The sequence below is a fragment of the Ruminococcus flavefaciens AE3010 genome (assembly GCF_000526795.1).
Classification (GTDB): Bacteria; Bacillota; Clostridia; order Oscillospirales; family Ruminococcaceae; genus Ruminococcus; species Ruminococcus flavefaciens_D.
The window spans coordinates 1,538,752-1,555,296 of sequence record NZ_JAGT01000001.1 but is presented as its reverse complement, the minus strand read 5'-3'; the positions used below and the strand labels follow the sequence as shown (position 1 = coordinate 1,555,296).

Genomic DNA, 16,545 nt, shown 5'->3' with positions numbered 1-16,545 from the left:
ATGACTTAAAAAGAGACCTCACAGTTTCATCTGTGAGGTCTCTTTTTTATTCCTTTACTTTTCCTGCTTTTAGTCTTGTTAAGTAATCTTTTGTCTCGGAGGATATTACTCCCGAGAGCAGGATTATCGCTACAACATTAGGTATTGCCATAAGACCGTTGAATATGTCCGCCAGATTCCAGACTGCTTCAACAGCAAGGTAAGGACCTATGAAAACAGCGGCGATGTACACCCAGCGATATATTCCTGTTATCTTTTGGTTAGCGCCTGTCAGATAAGAAAGGCAGCGCTCCGAATAATAGTTCCAGCCGAGTATGGTGGTAAACGCAAACACTGCAAGACAGGACATGAGTATGAACGAGGATATTCTCTCGCTGAACGGCAGCCCGTAGTCAAATGCATCCATAGTTATCATAACGCCTTTAAGTTCAGAGGTATTGTGGCTTCCTGACATGATTATGGCGAGACCGGTCATTGTACAGACAATGATAGTGTCGATGAATGTACCTGTCATAGTAACAAGACCTTGACGTACAGGCTCGTTGGTTTTGGCGGCAGCGGCTGCAATAGGTGCAGAGCCGAGGCCTGCTTCGTTTGAGAAGATACCTCTTGCAACACCGCTTTTCATAGCGTACATCATTACAGTTCCAGCCGCACCGCCTGCGGCAGCTTTAAGGCTGAATGCGCCTTTGATGATAGATGATAATGCCGTGGGTATCTCTGTTATATGGCAGAAAATAATGATAAGACAGCAGCCTGCATAAGCGATTATCATTACGGGGACTACTATCTCTGAAACAGTGGCAATACGCTTGATGCCGCCAATAACGATAAGTGCGGTCAGCAGAGTTATTACAGCACCTGCAATTACGGTAGTCCAAGTGTATTCCATGCCAAATACAGAAACTGTATGACTTTGCTGCGGGTCAAAAAAATTATTTGCAGCTGATGTGATACCGTTTATCTGGGTTATAGTACCTATTCCCATGATACCTGCAAGGAGCCCGAAAATTGCAAACATTTTACCAAGCCATTTCCATTTCTTTCCGAGTCCGTTTTCAATATAATAGAAAGGACCGCCGAGGATATTGCCGTTTTCGTCCTTGATACGGTATTTTACCGCAAGCATTCCCTCTGCATATTTTGTAGCCATACCGAAAAATGCGGCAAGCTCCATCCAGAACAGAGCTCCTGAACCGCCTGCCGAAATAGCCGTTGCGACTCCGACTATATTGCCTGTTCCGACGGTAGCCGAGAGAGCGGTGCAAAGTGCCGCGAAGCTTGATACTTCACCGTTGCCTTCCTCTTCATTCTTCACCATGTACTTCAATGCCTTGCCAAGTTTATGTACCTGCAAAAATCTCAGTCTGAATGTAAGTAATATTCCGCAAGCCATGATGAGGATAATAAGCGGAAGTCCCCATACATAGCTGTCGATCTGACTGATTATATCGTTGATCTTATCCATTGACACATCTCCTGTCTTAAACTTCGTTAAAATTATATCATGCTTTTGCGTGAAAGTCAACAGGATAAATGTACAGACGTGGATTTTGTCCGTAGTATTTCCATATGCCATGATATTAGCTAAGAAATAAGTAACCGTAAAAACGATATCCGCCCGTTATTTTACGAGCGGATAACTTGTTTATATTCATTTATCTGATATGTTTACGATTTTATCTTGCTGCCGCCCCATTCAACGACTGTAAAGCCTTTTCTCTCAAAGGTCTCAAGCTGCTGAGGTTCGATATCCACGGCTTCTTCAAGAGGAACATAAGCCATGAATACACGCAGCAGGCTGTCAGGTGTTGGAGTTATGTTCAGCTTTGCGGAATTTGTATACACATCGCCTTGGAAAGATATGAGATTATACTTGTTATGCTCCATTAGCGGCAGCCAGTATACGATGAATTCGTTCATTTCTTCCTCTGTAAGTCCCATATATGTGAGCTTTTCCTTGAGGAAGCTTTCTGTATCACTGCCTGCAACACAGAAGCCCTTTGAGAAATCAAATCTTGTACGGCAGTTTACTGCGTCCCAGAACAGATATCTGTGATTTGTACCGTCTGCCTTGTTCACAAGCTTTCCGTCGGGATATATCACTCATTCAGATATTTTACACTAAGACACATCATTACGACTTTTTCGTATAGCAAATAAAATACACGCTCCGATCAAAACACCGCTTGTATTTAGTATCACGTCATCAATATCTGTATGCCTTTCTGTACATAACAACTGGGAAAGCTCAATAAAGATAATAAAACAAATACCGGCAAACACAGTTTTTTTGATACTATCAAGCTTTCTAAAACAGATAGGCCATACTATTCCTACTGGTATAAACATTGCTATGTTCCCGATAATATTGATAAGCCATCCATCATATCTGTCAAAGAAAAAAAAGAACGGGATTAAACTTATCATGTCAGACAATGTAGTTGAAAATCCAATCGTTAGAGTACCTATTTTCCCGTCAGCAAAATGTAACGGGAAGTATACAAATCTTGCAATAACTACAAGGCATATGTATACAAGAAGCATCTGAAGTTCGCGTTTTACCGAAAACTTCTTGAATCTGATCGCAATTATGAATCGCACAAGTATCCAAATGAGAGTTATAAAAATAAACATCTGTAGATAGGAAATCTCGATCATAGTCACTACCGCATCCTTCCTTTAGCAGATAGCTTGATAAATCCAGTTTTATCGTATTAACCTGCTTACTATCCATATTATACACTGCACTATAGCCCAAAGTCAAGGATACATATAAGGAATACTGCTAATTGAGTATTTCTTTTTCGCGTATTTACATTGCATCAGTGATATGGTATAATAGGTTACAAGAAACGAAAAAGGAGCTATATATGGGACAGAAAGAGATCATCGACAGGGATACTTACCGAAAGATCAAGAAAATGAACCGAGAGGAGCTTACAAAGTTCATTCTCCAGTACGGAGATGAACTGCTCGGAGAACAGGGCAAAACTATAGATCTTCCGGCTCTTGAAGAAGAACTTAGTAAGATCAAAGGTATTGGTGGTAAGCGCCTTGAGGAAATAATGACTGTTATTGAGAAATTCTTAGAAGAATAAATATATCAATGATTTATTGGACGGCTCTACGCCGTCCTTTATTATAGCAATAAATGGTTTGACAATTCATTGACAATGTGATATAATACTTAAAGTTTATTATATGGAGGAATATACAATGCGGTTTAAGAAATTTTTATCATTCGCCTTAGCGCTCACCCTCTCATTCGGCGCTTTGCAGACATTTGAACGTAACGTTCCCAATTGTTTTGCGGAAGAAGATGAAGACGATAGTACCATAAATTATTTGAATTGTATCCAATTCAATAAAGAAACAGGTATAATGAAATTATATGGTAATGTTGATAAAGACGCTGTACAGAGCTTCAATAACCAATATGCTGATTCACATCCTGATTCCAAAATATATAAAAGACATGGTGTAAAAACTATAGTTACAGCTCCTGGAGCAGTTCTACCAGAAGATAGTTCTTATCTATTCTCTTATTTTACGGAAGCAACTACTATAGATCTTAGTTATTCAGATACAAGTAATGTTACAAATATGGAAGATATGTTTTGTCACGATAAGGAAGTCAGAACAATAAAAATGCCTAATATAGATACATCTAAGGTAACAAAAATGAATGCTATGTTTATTTGGTGTCGTGAGTTAAAAACCCTCGATTTGACAAATCTTGACACTTCAAATGTTACAACTATGGAAGCAATGTTTGCTGGTTGTACATCTTTAGAAGATTTTGATTTAAAAAACATAGATACTTCAAAAGTCAGAAATATGTCAAAAATGTTTCAAGATTGCGAAAAAGCCGTATTTATTGATTTAGACAATTTTGATACATCAAATGTTACAAATATGAGCTATATGTTTAGTAATTGTAAAGAACTACAGTTTGCACCCATTACTCAAACAGATGGCATAACAGGTGAGATTATTGGCGGTTTTAATACTTCTAAAGTTACAAATATGAGTTATATGTTTGAAAACTGCGAGAAGTTTGAACCAATAAATTTGCCTGGATTTGATACTACAAAAGTTCAGAATATGGAAGGAATGTTCAAGGGTTGTAAATCAATAAAAGAAATTGATCTTTCAAATTTCAAGGTAAACAATGTTGTAAATATGAGTTATATGCTCTCAGATTGCACAGGGCTTGAGCAGGTTAATATGAAAGACTTTATTCCTTCGCATAAACTCACTACTACAAGCTATATGTTTTCAAACTGCTCTTCTCTTGAAACAATATATGTCGACAATAACTGGCCTGAAAGCGTTGTAAAAAGTGTTATTTTTACTGAAAATATGTTTCTTGACTGCAAAAGTTTAAAAGGCGGCAATGGTACAAAATATAACGAAGCATATACAGGCTGTCAGTATGCCAATATCGATACAAAGCATAATCCTGGTTATCTTACAGCATATGATCCTTCTTTGACTCCTTTGGATGGAAGTGGGCATCTCGGTGATGTAAATAACGACGGAAGAATAGACGCAACTGACGCTTCTGATGTCCTTTCAAAATATGCAGAATATGCTGTTAGCAGAAAAACTCCCTCTGCTTATGATCTATATAAGTATGATGTAAATGGTGACGGTAAAATAGATGCTGTTGATGCTACATATATTCTTTCTTATTACGCATACAAGCAGACAGGCGGAACAGATTCATTTGTAGATTACATGAAAAATCACTGATTTATGAGGACGGCTTACGCCGTCCTTTATATATAATAGTATTTGATGTATATCCGTGTGACACTCGTGTGACAAACGTTGTATTTTTAGTTGATTTCATGTCTTTTCAGATTCATGTATGCAGTTTAAGTAGAAAACAGAACTAACGAAATATGCCTGTATCTCGATGCTCAACCGAAATACAGGCATAAATAAAAGTGGTGAGACATGAGGGATTTGAACCCTCATTTTTTTTAAATAGAAAATATCATTGATGTTAAAATACAGATCGATGTTCGTATCATTCATCAATTTTTTTGCCTTTATAATGAGGAAAACCTAATACATGAGGTTTATCATCAAGCGGAACATAATTATCACTATAATCTCTTGCATCGAATAATTCCGGTGCATATTCCAATTCATCTGCAGGCAACTTAACAAGGAATTCATTATTACCTAGCTTTACATTGCCTTCATCATCAAGGCAAGTATGACATTCATAATCATATGTGACTCCTATTCCTGCCTGTGAATTATTTCTTGTCAGATTAGTTTCATGGAAAATGATCTTGTCTTTTTTCTGTTCGCAGGTAAAATAAGAGATCACCCCTTCGTACGCATCCCACTCAATTCCTGTTTTCTCATCAAAAAAAGTATAGAACATTCCTTCAAACCTGTTATCATACGGAAGATCAGCATCCCTTTCTCCGTATCCTACCTCATATACTCCTTTTTCCAGCCATATGAAGTCCTCATCGTTATCTATAGAAGTCGTTGTAGTGGTTACGGAATTTGTTGTTGTTATAATTGTTGTAGTTGTAGTATGAGATGTAGTGACAGTGGAACCTGAAGTCGTTTTTACTGTTGTCGTAACAGCAGTTGTTTCTGCTTCATTTTTTTCATATTTTGATGTGCTGTTATTCTGCGAAGCACAGCCGCATAATAAAGATAATGAAAGTGTAAATATTAAAGTCTTTTTCATAGTATAAGCCATCCCTTATTGTATTTATGCTAAAAGAATTATACCACAAATTTACATAATTGACAATGCGTTTATTGCTTTTATGATGTGTATTTACATTGTATCGGTGATATGGTATAATAAAACGAAAAAGGAGTATATATGGTACAGAACGAGATCGTTGATAGGGACACTTACCGAAAGATCAAGAAAATGAACCGAGAGGAGCTTACAAAGTTCATTCTTCAGTATGGAGACGAGCTTCAATGAAATAAAAATTATTAGGACGGCTTTACGCCGTCCTTTCTTTGTGAAAATGCATATGTGATTATTTAAATGTTTTTTTGCCTTATCATACTATTGAAAGTCCCCCATAAATGTGATAAAATATTTTTTTGGAAAAAAATGTCCTACTTGATATCACAAGTACGAGTGTATATAATGAAAGCGATCGCTGAACTGAATAGGAGGAATACATATGACAGATCAGAAGTTCAAGAAATACATGGAACGATCTCCGGAAGAGTGCATGAGAGTAGTTTTCGATGAATACTGCAATTATGTATACGTAATAGCTGCAACTAAACTAAAAAACTGCGGTACTACGGAAGATATAGAGGAATGTGTGAGTGATGTTTTTACTGAGGTGTTCAAAAGGATAAATTATATTGGTGAGCGCAATGGCGACCTGAAAGGATTTATCGGAGTTATCGCCAAACGCAAAGCAATAGATATGTACAGAAAACTTAGTGTAAAAGCTGATAGGACCATATCTACTGATGATGAAGGATTCATAGAAATATCGTCCGGAGAAAACATAATAGAATCTACTGAGATGTCAGAACGTAATTCCATCTTACTTAATAAAATAAAAGAATTAGGCGAACCTGACACGACGATCATAATAAAGCAGTACTACTACAATATGACAGTAGCTGAAATAGGGAAAGCAATTTCAATGACAGCAGCCGCTGTACAGAAACGAAGCGTTCGTGCAAGAAAAAAGCTGAAAACGATGCTTTGTGAAGTCGGCATAAATTATTGAGGAGGAACATGTATGAAAAAGAACGATGAAATGTTCAATGAATTCGACATTGATCTTGAAACTGCAAACAGAATTGCGAAAGAGTACCCGTCCCTGTCAGATTCAGCCAGAGAGAGGATGTTTAATATGACTAAGGAAAAAATGAATATATCAAATTATACTGATGAGGGAAACAATAACAGCGTATATGGTGTGGAAAGATACAATCGTCCAAGATGGATAAAATTTGCAAGTATGGCAGCGACATTTGCTATAATCGCAGGCGGCATCGGAGGCGGAGGATATCTGCTCCGCAATATGAAGAAGCCGGTTCCGGCTGTAAGCTCATCATCAGAGACAGAAGTTACTACTACATCTTCTGTAACAACAAATGTTACCACAACTACAGCAGTTGCTGAGACAACTACAGCGACAACTGAGTCAAAGAGACTGACTCCTGAAGAGGCAGCGCATAAGCTTACAGATAGTTATTGGGATTATGAGTGCTTCTTTGATAGTGTTGCACATACAAAGGCTGATTATGATGCTGAAAGCTTAAAGTTCAATTACACTATGCAGTATGCTGGATATACACCTGATATTGAGCTAATATATTACAAAACTATTGATGAAAGACTTACAGAGAAAACTATGGATGGTCTGAAGGAGCTATACAATACTTATTATGGTAAAAATTATGATCCATTCTATTCTGTAAATGCTGAGTACACAAATAACTATGAGTTATTCGGACCTTCATTTACAGCAGATACTCTTCCTTCTGACGGCAAATTGGATCGTGCATATACCTACATCATGTATGAGGGTGAATTATACCAGTATTGTCCGGGTAAAGGCTATTTTGGCGGTTATTATTGGACAGATGAGCAGATAGATATATCTGATGTTACAGAAGGCTCCTTTACATTGAATAGAAAATTTAAAAATGATGGAAATGAGGTATATGAGCCATCAAAGGGCGAAGTAACATTCAGAATAGCATTCGATGAAGATGCTCAGGATTGGAGAATTGAGCAGAAGGATGTTGAATATGAATACCAAGATAATTCCACAACAACTGAGACTAATTCTACATCTATCGAATAAGCTGCACATAAGCTTACTGATGATTATTAATCAGGGCAATGGTGCTCGTCCGAATGAAGCGCCATTCAGCTTATAATACATAATAAGGAAGCCCATTACGGTAATGCCATTAAGCTAAGAAGACAAAGTAAAAGAAACAGTAGTATGTTTAATGTAAGAAGACATACTACTGTTTCTTTTATAATATACACTTCTATAGCATATAAAGTCAAGGAATCATTTGTTTTCAAACTTCTATTGAATAACACTATGCGCTATAGGGTCGCTTTTTTATATGTGTTTTTCAGTACTTTTGAGTTAGACAGCATTGAAAGTTACTTGTTGAGTTCTGCCTTTACAGTTTCATATTCCAGAGTTGTTTCCGTTTCGGGAGCGCCTGTTACCAGAGATACTATGATAATAGCTGCAAATGCGCAGAGGAATGCAGGAAGAAGCTCGTATATTGCAAGTACGCCGCCCATAGGAGCAATTGCGAACTTCCATACGAATACCATTACTGCACCTACAATAAGTCCTGCAATAGCGCCCCATTTATTTGAACGCTTCCAGAAGAGAGCTGCAAGCATTACAGGTCCGAAAGTCGCACCGAAGCCAGCCCATGCAAAGGATACTACTCTGAATACCGAGCTGTCCTGATCCCATGCGAGCGCAACGCCGCAGACTGCGATAACGAGGAGTACAACTCGTGCAACCAGCATAGAAGCCTTATCGCTCATTTTTACATTGAATACGCCTTTAAGGATATTCTCTGACATTGATGATGAAGCTGCAAGGAGCTGTGAATCAGATGTGGACATAGTACATGCAAGGATACCTGCGAATACAAGTCCTGCAATAACAGCAAGTCCCACATGATGCTCGCTCATGTACTGAGCTATCTTGATAACAACCTTTTCGGAATTGCTGCCGTCAAGAGCTTCAAGCTTTCCGCTGTCTGAAAGAGCGTTTCCGATAAAGCCGATGACTATAGCGATACCCATTGAGATAACTACCCATACAGAAGCAATTCTTCTTGAAGTCTTTATCTTGTTTTTGTTCTCGATAGCCATGAAGCGGAGGAGTATATGCGGCATACCGAAGTAGCCTAGTCCCCATGCAAGAGTAGAAGCTATGGTGAGAAATGTATATTTATCTGCTGCGCCTGTTTCTGTATTATGGATATGGCTCAGAGATAAATATCCTTTCAATGAATCGGCATTTTCAATAACATTGCCGAATCCGCCTGCTGCATTGATACCAAAGATGACGATGCTTATAAGGGCAACGGTCATTACGATACTCTGGATAAGGTCAGTGGTACTTGCTGCAAGGAATCCGCCTGTACAGGTATAGGAAATGATAATAGCAGCACTGATTATCATTGCAAGATGATAATCCCAGCCAAACAATGAGCTGAACAGTTTTCCGCAGGCAGAGAAGCCTGAAGCGGTATAGGGAACAAAAAAGATGAGGATTATGAGAGCCGAAACGCCCATTAGTATCTTGCTCTTGTCCTTATATCGCTCAGAGAAAAAGTCTGGGATAGTGATAGCACCGCAGCGCTGGCTGTAGACTCTCAGCCGCTTTGCTACAAAGAGCCAGTTAAGGTATGTACCGATAGCAAGTCCGATAGCAGTCCAGCCTGCTTCAGCTCCACCTGTGAGATAGGCGACTCCGGGAAGTCCCATGAGGAGCCAGCTGCTCATGTCTGATGCCTCTGCACTCATTGCAGTTACCAGAGGTCCAAGCTTACGTCCGCCGAGATAGAAATCGCCAACGTTTTCGTTTTTCTTTGAGAAGATAAAGCCTACTGCGACCATTAGAATGAGATAGGCGATTATCGTCCCGATAATGATGATGTCTGTCGTGTTCATGTCTTACTCCTTTATATTTTATTATACGCCCAAAAGTAATTATTATCATTATATCTCATATTTTTCAATAAGTCAACATATTCCATGATATATCGGGAGCAAACAGCGTTATGGATGCAGAGAAATACTTGTTGCCTATACAGGTAAAAATGACAAAAAGTTGATTTTAAAGGAAAGCTCCACGCCGTCCCTTAATTATAATAGTATTTAGCGAATATTCGTGCGACAAACGCTGTGTTTTTAACTGATTTCATGCAATATGGTAAATTGAGAAACGTTTCCAGAGCGACAAAGAAAGCCTTAGGAATCCAGCTGATGGCTGACTTGAAGTTACAGTCTTACTGCCTTTGAGCAGTCCTCAGATCTCTTAAGTACTTCTTAATATCTTTTGCTGTATAATTGAAACAGAAATACCGTGAATGTCAATCAATGTAACGTCATACAGCATTTTTGACAAACCCTCATGAGTACATCTGTATAAATAGCCCAAATATTATATTTTAAAAATACATGCTTGACATTGACGTTACGTCAAGTGATATAATAGTTGCATAAACCAGAAGGAGAAGAAATCAATATGGGAACTACTGAAAAAAATATATCAAAAAACAAAGCACTCATCATTTATATCATTGCTTTTTACACAATATGGGCACTATATGAATTTTTCGGAAAACCTGTCATAAATGACCTTATTCCTGGAATAGTCAGTTCAGAGATCGTAAAAGAGGTTGTTATCAAAAATCTTGTATGGATACTTCCGGCAGCACTTCTTGTACATCATTACAAAGACGATGTCTATATCGGGCTCAAAGAGATGTTTACGACAAAGGTGAAATGGCTGCATTATCTGCCCGTATTCTTGCTCTTTGTGCTCTATCCTCTTGTCAGTGCGTATCGTATGAAAGGTTCATTATCTCTAAGCAGCGATTTTGGTGCAGAACAGGTCATAGATTTTTCATTTGTCGGCATCACAGAAGAAATGGTCTTCCGCGGCTGGCTGCTAAATGCTATGGTCGGCAAGAACAAAAAGAATCAGTGGAAGGCGATACTGCTGAATTCACTGATGTTCGTGGCAATACATATCCCGACATGGACCATGCAAGGCATACTGGGAGATGCTTTTCTTCACTTCGGTTTTGTTTATATCATCATTCTAAGTATCATATTCAGTATAACTTTTTTGAAAAGCAGAAATATTCTCATTCCCGTGGCTCTGCACATGATATGGGATTTTCTGCTGAATATGTTCTGATGAATGTAGCAAAACTGAAAAACATAAACGGAGTCTGCAAAACTCACGGACGATACTGTAAACAAAAGGAGACGAAATAAATATGAAAATAAAATCAAAGAAAAAGAAAATCATATTATGCTGTTGCATTTCTTTGATACTGCTGTTGTTATTGGCGGCTGTCTATATTTTTCAATTTACGGGGTTAGGATATCGAATGTCAGTTCCGTACCGCAGTTCCTTTGAAAAAGTAGCAGATAATATTTATGTCAACAAAAACTATTCCGGTAATATCAAAGAAGCTATTCAGCTCACGGAAGAAGCATTGGAACGGGACAGAGCATTTTTCGGAGAATTACAATGTACCGATACAACGATCATAATTTTCTGCGATGATGATAAGCTGCTTTCAAAGCTTGACGGAGATCATGATACGAAAACCTCATATACGAAGAAAAACTACATTTCTGTTTCAGATGAATACCTTAATATCGACATAATAGCACATGAACTCACTCATGCAGAGCTGCACACTCGTCTTAATGTGAAAGCACTGAAAAGTATTCCCACATGGTTTGAAGAGGGACTTGCCACGCAAAATGATTATCGTGAGCAATATGGGCTGAAGGCGTGGATTGAACAGACTGATAACGGAAAAAACACGGTTCCCCTTGAAGATATGGATACAGGTTCTGAATTTTATGCAGATCCTTTAGAGGACAGGCGTTTCCGTTATCTGAATGCGAAACATGAGGTAAGCGTTTGGATGGATACGCATCAGCAGAAAGGCTTGCTGGAATTACTCGATAAACTGAACAAAGGCAAAGACTTTGATTCCGTTTATTCCAGATAATTCTTAGTTTCACAGAGTCATTGGCTCAGAAATCATTTGATAATTCATAAAAGGAGATTATTATGAAAAAAGTAATAAAAAAGGTCTTTAAGGTGATCGGCCGGATGTTCCTTGTTCTGCTGATTCTCTTTGTTATTTTAACGATCATCTTCGCCTTCATGAAAAAGTCATTGCGTCAAAAGAATATGGATATTCTTAAAGCGGACGGCTTCGTTAATCTTGTTTCCGCAGGCGACTTCGACATGAACGTAAATATCTTCGGTGACGGGAAGTATAAGATCATTTCAATGCCTGGAAGCTGGGATGCCACCTTACCTATTGAAATGAAGAAACTATCCGGGTATCTCGATGATGATATATCTATTGTTGCTGTGACCCGTCCGGGCTACGGCATATCTGGCGAGACAAAAAAAGATGTCACAACAGAGTATATAGTTGAAAGCACACGTACCGCATTGAAAAACGCAGGTGTCGAAGCACCGTACATACTTATGGCTCATTCCATGAGCGGCCCATATGTGACATACTGGGAGAACAAATATCCCGAAGAAGTATCGGGAGTTATATTTAATAACAGCATCAGCCCTGCTAATGAAGAAATGCCTGAAGAAGGCCTTCCGAAATTCATGCGGGATGCAGCCGTTACAATCGGCACGTTTGCGAACAATACGGGCTGGACGACAGTGAAGAATGCTTTATTTGCAGAAAAATATGACGAGTACGGCGAATACTCAAAAGACGCTCTGGCATTCGAGAAGGCATCTGTCCCCAATTACGGAGAAGTAAGGAACTACAATGTCAATATGAGAACAGCGTGGGATTCCATACAGGCAAACGACATTCCTAAGGTGTACATAACAAACGATTATGAAACGCTTGAAGATGCAAGAGAATACCTGATGTTCCTCTATGGAGAGGTCGATGAAGAACTTGCGCAGGAGCTTTTTGAAGAAAGCCAAAGTGAAGAGCATAAAGAACACAGGAAAAAAATAAGTGAATACTGTAAGAGCCTCGGCAACTGCGAAGAAGTGAATATCCCCGCAAGTCATGACATATCCGACCTGAAACCGGAAGAATTCGTAAAGGAAATTGAAAAGCTGATAGACAGAATAAAATGATATAGTTATGACAGCCACTGCCCGCATTGGGGCAGTGCTTATTTATGTAACTATTATCACAAGACAAAAGTCATCGCAGCCTGTTGTGTGATTTCTGTCTTATGCAATAAAAATCATTCATGCCTTTTTAAGTTGATCAATGCCTTAATAACTAAAGGCCAACAAACTGTATACGTATTGATAATCTGCATCATATATGTTATAATTGTATAAATCAGTGCGAAACGGAGGTTGCTTGTATGCCTTTCAGAATCATAAGGAACGATATAACAAAGATCAAAGCCGATGCCATAGTAAACGCTGCAAATGCATCATTGCTGGGCGGAGGCGGAGTTGACGGTGCTATACATCATGCGGCAGGTCCGGAATTGCTGGCGGAATGCAGAACTCTCGGCGGCTGCAAAACAGGAGAAGCCGGAACTGCCATATCCGCAAGGCCAGAATAGTTTTTCGATATACTTAGAAACAAAGATTTCTCGACATCAGTAAGATAAGGACTCGTTTGAATCTGATTGATCGAATTTTTACGAATATCCTGTGCTGATGGCATTGTTTCATCGTCTTCCGCTAAAAGTTGATACCGGACATAAGGTGGGTTCGTAATCACCAAATCCCATCCTTCGTTAGTAACTAATTCAGGGGTTTTGAATGCATCACCGTTTACTATAGTTGCATTTGGAACTCTTTCAGTGCAATCTTTGGCGACTGTCTCGTCGATTTCGACTCCAAGCATTAGTGGAACTGAAGTGCAATGTTGAACGGACATAAGCATATCTCCGATTCCTACCATCGGATCGACAACTGTTTTCCACTCTTGATTCTTTGGTAATAATGAGAAGAGCATATCTGCCACTTTTTCACCAGAGAAATATTGACCAAAACGTTTTTTATGTAATGCATTGAATTGAGTTTTGCTCATATAATTTCACCATCCATTACGATAATGGAGTTATATATGGGACAGAAAGAGATTATCGACAGGGATACTTATCGAAAGATCAAGAAAATGAACCGAGAGGAACTTACAAAGTTCATTCTCCAGTACGGGGATGAGCTGCTCGGAGAACAGGGAAAAACAATTGACCTTCCTACTCTTGAAGCAGAACTGAGCAAGATCAAGGGTATCGGTGGTAAGCGCCTTGAAGAGATAATGGTAGTTATAGAGAAATTCTTAGATGTTGAATAGGAGTAATGGTATGAAAAAAGTGCTTTTAGCAGCCATGTTATGTATGGCATTATTTGCGGCATGCAGCGATAATAACAGTTCGGAGTTTCCTGAAGGAGGAAAAGTTCAAACAACTACCACAACAGCTTTTTCTTCTACGACTGCTACTACAACAACTTCGACTGTAACAACTACAACAGTTACTACTACAAAAGCATTTCAAGCTGAGCATTCCGTGACATTTACGCCGAATGATCTTGACATTATCCAATTAAAGGAAGACTATAAGATTGAAGAAGGGCGTAAAAGCTCTTATCGTGAAATGCGTGATGAATACTTATCACGGCTGATAGAAAGCGGAAGTGAAATACCTGTGTACGTCGGTGACATAGCCGTGGATCATAAGAATAACTGTGTTTATGTTATTGGAATATACGACTGGTGTACTATGGAAGAGCCATATTTCGGAGATGTTGCTGTATTTCGCATAGATGAGCCTACAGGAGATATAACTCAGTGCTGCCGCAAAAAGATATCAAGTCCGGGTTGGAAAAATGGTTTTGGACTGTTTAATGTGCGTGGAAAGACCTTCATGGATTCAACAATGGGCTTATATCTGGTTGATGAAGATAACAATGAATTCAAAACGCTTGATTCAAGCTATAATCCGCAGGTTTCATCTCTTTATGTAAGCAATGAACGAGTAATTCTTCAGGAACCTGTTATGAATGAAGAAAGCAATACATTTGACGTTCACACTTATGAGTATGATTTTGATACAGATACTATGATTGAAAAAAATATTGATGCTGAGGAATTAAAGAGACTAGGTGTTCGATTAAATTACGATAAAAATGACATAAATGTTGAATACGAATATGCAATTCCTGAAAACCATTACTCAAAAACGAAGATAAAAGTAGAATGGTAGTAAAAACCATAGCTTCGCATTATATCTCCTTCAACAATCGCACGGTAAATGAAAGTACTGCTCTTACCACTTTTTTCACGCAAACTATTTTTCTGAAGCTCAAAATCTTCACAGCCGAAACTGTGTGCAAAATGGTATGAATGATAATATTAGATAATGTGAAGGTAATGTGAAAATCCGGGAATTCTTACTGCAAAACCGTTTCCGTTATATTTCCGTTATTGCAATAAAATTAGATATGTATTTGATACAAATCATGGAATAGCTGCTGTTTGAAAATGGCTAAATATCAGGGATTGCGGATTGTAAGCAACATAATGAAATTAAATCATTCTATTCTGGCAGTGTGGGGGTCACGAGTTCGAGTCTCGTATGCTCCACCAACATAAAAGGCTATAAATAGGCGTTTCTTTAGCAAAAAGAAACGCCTATTTATTTTAATATAATGCAAAAGTGTAAAGAAAGTGTAAAGATTCGATCATTAATAAGATCAATATCGTTTGCAGAAATCTACTGAAAGAAAAATAGAACGTAGTACTCGATTGGATTTTAGCGATTTTTGACTGCTGTTTATATCAACAATGACAGATTAATGACACTTTATATTTGGAAATGAAATGCTAAAGGAGGCGAAGTTATCTTTTCTTCGCCTCTTTTTAGTTGAGATATTTTTGATTCTTGTTTATTGTATAAAACGCACAAAATGCGATAATAATTTTTGAGGGAGATATGTTGGATTAATCACTTGACAAAACCGTCGAACTGTTGTATACTGTTCATATAACATATAAACAGTTGGCGTGAAAGGGGGCGACGAATTGAAAATCTACCAGAATTCAAGCGAGCCGATATATAAACAGATTGCTGCACAGCTGCGTGAGCAGATTCTGACAGGGAAGCTTAAAGCCGGAGATCCGCTGCCTTCAATCCGCGTTCTGGCACAGGACTTAAAGATCAGCGTGATCACCACTATGAAGGCCTATGAAGAACTTTCCGGAGAGGGCCTGGTTACCTCTTCAAAGGGAAAGGGATACTATGTGAATGCACAGGATGAGCGGATGCTTAAAGAACAGCATATGCGGCAGTTGGAAAAGAATCTTTCAGATGCAATTAATTCTGCAAGGATTGCCGGGATCGGACTTGAAGAAGTGCAGCAGACTCTTGAAATGCTTTGGATCATGGATGAGGGGTGATAGTATGAACTGGGTCATATGGTATCTACTCTTTATTGTTCTGTTTGCTGCTTATGCACAGCGTAAAAGACGAATGCAGCAGTTGCTACACAAACGTATGATGCAAAAGAAATCCGGAAAGGAAGTATGGAAAATGAACGAGCTTATGAAGAAATATATCGGTACTGAAGTCATTATTTCCACAGGCTTCAGCTCCACAAGCGGTACACTTACTAAAATTGAGGACGGTTGGGCAGAGATTGAAACCAGCACTGGCAACGAGATCATTAATATTGAATATATATCCAGAATCAAGGAATATCCTCACGGTAAAAAAGGAAAGAAGTCTTCCGTTCGGGCGTTTTTTGAAGGATAAGGAGCATTAGA

17 protein-coding genes and 1 pseudogene are annotated in these 16,545 nt (G+C 38.6%); 12 read left to right on the top strand and 6 right to left on the bottom strand.

Annotated features, from left to right (window positions below):
* Positions 1–46: 46 nt before the first annotated feature.
* From N774_RS0106645 to N774_RS0106635, 3 genes are all read right to left on the bottom strand, one after another.
* Entirely contained in the window at positions 47–1,468 is a 1,422-nt protein-coding gene (locus N774_RS0106645) for an alanine/glycine:cation symporter family protein (protein WP_024860494.1), read from the bottom strand.
* A 203-nt stretch (positions 1,469–1,671) separates the two neighbouring features.
* Entirely contained in the window at positions 1,672–2,106 is a 435-nt protein-coding gene (locus tag N774_RS19770; protein ID WP_024860493.1) for a hypothetical protein, read from the bottom strand.
* 18 nt (positions 2,107–2,124) lie between these two features.
* Positions 2,125–2,547, bottom strand: a complete 423-nt coding sequence (locus N774_RS0106635; protein WP_242836576.1) for a VanZ family protein — start codon at positions 2,545–2,547, stop codon at positions 2,125–2,127.
* A gap of 326 nt (positions 2,548–2,873) precedes the next feature.
* On the opposite strand from N774_RS0106635, the gene N774_RS0106630 reads away from it, so the two are divergent.
* Positions 2,874–3,101 (top strand): hypothetical protein, encoded by a 228-nt coding sequence (locus N774_RS0106630; protein ID WP_024860491.1) that lies wholly within the window; start codon positions 2,874–2,876, stop codon positions 3,099–3,101.
* 118 nt (positions 3,102–3,219) lie between these two features.
* A complete protein-coding gene (locus N774_RS18130; RefSeq protein WP_024860490.1) occupies positions 3,220–4,758 on the top strand; it encodes a BspA family leucine-rich repeat surface protein in 1,539 nt (512 codons plus the stop codon).
* 280 nt (positions 4,759–5,038) lie between these two features.
* Here the strand turns inward: N774_RS18130 and N774_RS0106620 are convergent, their stop codons facing one another.
* A complete protein-coding gene (locus tag N774_RS0106620) occupies positions 5,039–5,722 on the bottom strand; it encodes a hypothetical protein (protein ID WP_024860489.1) in 684 nt (227 codons plus the stop codon).
* A 457-nt stretch (positions 5,723–6,179) separates the two neighbouring features.
* On the opposite strand from N774_RS0106620, the gene N774_RS0106610 reads away from it, so the two are divergent.
* Both N774_RS0106610 and N774_RS0106605 read left to right on the top strand, forming a co-directional pair.
* A complete protein-coding gene (locus N774_RS0106610; protein ID WP_024860488.1) occupies positions 6,180–6,746 on the top strand; it encodes a sigma-70 family RNA polymerase sigma factor in 567 nt (188 codons plus the stop codon).
* A 12-nt stretch (positions 6,747–6,758) separates the two neighbouring features.
* Complete coding sequence (locus N774_RS0106605) at positions 6,759–7,832, top strand: hypothetical protein (RefSeq protein ID WP_024860487.1); 1,074 nt, start codon at positions 6,759–6,761, stop codon at positions 7,830–7,832.
* A gap of 314 nt (positions 7,833–8,146) precedes the next feature.
* On the opposite strand, the gene N774_RS0106600 is transcribed toward N774_RS0106605, so the two are convergent.
* A complete protein-coding gene (locus N774_RS0106600) occupies positions 8,147–9,685 on the bottom strand; it encodes a sodium/proline symporter (protein ID WP_024860486.1) in 1,539 nt (512 codons plus the stop codon).
* A 577-nt stretch (positions 9,686–10,262) separates the two neighbouring features.
* On the opposite strand from N774_RS0106600, the gene N774_RS0106595 reads away from it, so the two are divergent.
* The 4 genes and pseudogenes from N774_RS0106595 to N774_RS0106580 all read left to right on the top strand — a co-directional run.
* Complete coding sequence (locus tag N774_RS0106595; protein WP_024860485.1) at positions 10,263–10,940, top strand: CPBP family intramembrane glutamic endopeptidase; 678 nt, start codon at positions 10,263–10,265, stop codon at positions 10,938–10,940.
* Positions 10,941–11,022: 82 nt separating this feature from the next.
* Complete coding sequence (locus N774_RS0106590; RefSeq protein ID WP_024860484.1) at positions 11,023–11,772, top strand: hypothetical protein; 750 nt, start codon at positions 11,023–11,025, stop codon at positions 11,770–11,772.
* Positions 11,773–11,834: 62 nt separating this feature from the next.
* A complete protein-coding gene (locus N774_RS0106585; RefSeq protein WP_024860483.1) occupies positions 11,835–12,890 on the top strand; it encodes an alpha/beta fold hydrolase in 1,056 nt (351 codons plus the stop codon).
* Positions 12,891–13,129: 239 nt separating this feature from the next.
* Positions 13,130–13,306: pseudogene (locus N774_RS0106580) on the top strand (macro domain-containing protein); the annotation flags it as partial.
* Here the strand turns inward: N774_RS0106580 and N774_RS20120 are convergent.
* Entirely contained in the window at positions 13,240–13,809 is a 570-nt protein-coding gene (locus tag N774_RS20120) for an N-6 DNA methylase (RefSeq protein ID WP_155250372.1), read from the bottom strand. The pseudogene N774_RS0106580 and the gene N774_RS20120 overlap by 67 nt on opposite strands.
* Positions 13,810–13,845: 36 nt before the next feature.
* Here N774_RS20120 and N774_RS0106575 point away from each other — a divergent pair, with 36 nt between their 5' ends.
* The 4 genes from N774_RS0106575 to N774_RS19765 all read left to right on the top strand — a co-directional run bounded on the left by N774_RS0106575 (position 13,846) and on the right by N774_RS19765 (position 16,534).
* Complete coding sequence (locus tag N774_RS0106575; protein ID WP_024860481.1) at positions 13,846–14,076, top strand: hypothetical protein; 231 nt, start codon at positions 13,846–13,848, stop codon at positions 14,074–14,076.
* A gap of 10 nt (positions 14,077–14,086) precedes the next feature.
* Positions 14,087–14,986, top strand: a complete 900-nt coding sequence (locus tag N774_RS0106570) for a hypothetical protein (protein WP_024860480.1) — start codon at positions 14,087–14,089, stop codon at positions 14,984–14,986.
* A gap of 818 nt (positions 14,987–15,804) precedes the next feature.
* Positions 15,805–16,179: a GntR family transcriptional regulator gene (locus tag N774_RS0106565; RefSeq protein WP_024860479.1), complete on the top strand. Its 375-nt coding sequence runs from the start codon at positions 15,805–15,807 to the stop codon at positions 16,177–16,179.
* Between the two features lie 4 nt (positions 16,180–16,183).
* A complete protein-coding gene (locus tag N774_RS19765) occupies positions 16,184–16,534 on the top strand; it encodes a DUF6897 domain-containing protein (protein WP_242836574.1) in 351 nt (116 codons plus the stop codon).
* Positions 16,535–16,545 lie beyond the last annotated feature (11 nt).